The sequence below is a fragment of the Companilactobacillus halodurans genome, assembly GCF_009600985.1.
In the GTDB taxonomy this organism is placed as follows: Bacteria; Bacillota; Bacilli; order Lactobacillales; family Lactobacillaceae; genus Companilactobacillus; species Companilactobacillus halodurans.
In genome coordinates, this window is sequence record NZ_VDFP01000073.1 from 1 (window position 1) to 2,066 (window position 2,066).

Consider the following 2,066-nt stretch of genomic DNA (forward strand, 5'->3'; position numbering starts at 1 on the left):
CTTTTCCGTCAAACGGGCGGATTATGCACTTTTTTTATTTTTCTTATTAGAGAAGGGAGCTATTTTATGCCAAGTGCAGTAACTGAATATGATACGATAGCAGCCATTTCAACGCCTCCAGGGGAAGGTGCCATCTCCATTGTTCGTTTGTCAGGAGATCAGGCAGTTGCGGTTGCTAAAAAGGTTTTTAAAGGACGCGATCTAGATAAAGTCGCTAGCCATACTATAAATTATGGTCACATTATTGATCCAAGCGATGGATCTTTAGTCGATGAGGTTATGGTGTCTGTAATGCGTGCTCCAAAGACATTTACCCGCGAAGATGTCATCGAAATAAATACCCATGGGGGTATAGTGGCAACTAATAAAGTACTCCAACTTTTGATTGGTTCCGGAGCCAGAATGGCTGAACCAGGTGAATTTACTAAACGGGCATTCTTGAATGGTCGAATTGATTTAACTCAAGCAGAATCAGTTATGGATCTGATTCGTGCAAAAACTGATAAGGCTATGCAAGTAGCCGTTAATCAACTGGATGGTAATTTACACCATTTGATTGGTAACTTGCGTCAAGAGATTCTTGATTCCTTAGCACAAGTTGAAGTAAATATTGACTATCCCGAATACGATACCGACCAGATGACGACTAAAATGCTTTTAGAGAAAGCTAAAACTGTTAGTTCAAGCATTGATCAGTTATTAAAGACCGCTGATAGTGGTGAAATTTTACAACATGGATTAGCAACAGCAATTGTTGGTAAACCAAATGTTGGTAAATCTAGTCTGTTGAATCGTTTCTTGGATGAAGATAAAGCAATCGTAACTGACGTTGCCGGAACGACTCGAGATGTGGTTGAACAATACGTCAATATTGATGGTGTGCCATTGAAATTGATCGATACAGCCGGGATTCGTGATACGGAAGATAAAGTTGAAAAAATTGGTGTGGAACGTTCTAAAAAGGCCTTAGCGGGTGCTGATTTAGTAATTTTGGTTTTGGATTCTAGTCGTCAGTTAGAAGAAGACGATATTGAGTTATTGAATGCAACTGCTGATAAGCGTCGCATCGTTATTTTTAACAAAATGGATTTGATGCCAGTGATTACGCCTAATTCGGTTGTGCAACTAAAAGCAGACGATATTATTTTGCAAACATCAGCCATTAAAAATGACGGTATCGAGACAATCAAACAAACAATCAGCAAGATATTTAACGCTGGAATTGAAGATAACAATAGTAGCAACGTCATTATTACGAGTGCTCGTCAAGCTGGTTTGCTCCGTAAGGCTAAAAATAGCCTTAATGACGTTATTTCTGGAATTGAAGCAGGAATGCCTATCGACCTTGTTCAAATTGATATGACGGCTTGTTGGGACACTCTAGGAGAAATTACCGGTGAAAGTTATCCAGATGAATTGATTACCCAATTATTCTCACAATTCTGTTTAGGAAAATAGTTTGTTTTAAGTATGCCGTCTCCAGAACCGAGAAAACTTAACTGGCTGTGCGGACCGGACTGAGCCAAGGTCTCAGTCCTCGGTTTGAAGCCTTGCAAGCAAGTCTCCAAACACGCCCGGTGGTGTAAGAGCTAAAGCTCTAACACCACTTTCACTGCCAGTAACCACTGTCCGAATCTTCCGACTAGTTCTTTATTAACTCAAAAATAGCTTGATACCTCAAATATTTTTCATGGCTTTTATTACCATCTTGATAGGATTCTGGAACAACCATGCTCTTAAAATATTTATCCGTATCAGAATAGATTCTTATCAGACTAATTTGAAGGCAGACCCTAGTTTGAACCAAAGAACAATCTCGAAACTCACTTTTGAACTTTGCATTTTTTTGGCTTCTGATTCAATTTGTACATCAAAACAAAACGGTTTAATATGGTACTTATACTTTTAATAGAAAGAAGATTACAATGCAAATCTTAACTTTATTTTTGGTGGCATTAGTTGCTCTAGAGCACATTGGCATCGCCGGTTTAGAAATGTTTGCTAAACCTGAAATTCAAGCTAATGCTTTTGATATGCCAGTTAACTTTGTAAAAACCAAAGAAGCT

At 38.5% G+C, this 2,066-nt stretch carries 1 protein-coding gene; it reads left to right on the forward strand.

Annotated elements, in window-relative coordinates; all coding sequences use genetic code 11:
• The first annotated feature begins 66 nt into the window (after window positions 1-66).
• Window positions 67-1,458 (forward strand): tRNA uridine-5-carboxymethylaminomethyl(34) synthesis GTPase MnmE, encoded by a 1,392-nt coding sequence (gene mnmE, locus FHL06_RS12470; RefSeq protein WP_153386895.1) that lies wholly within the window; start codon window positions 67-69, stop codon window positions 1,456-1,458.
• Window positions 1,459-2,066 lie beyond the last annotated feature (608 nt).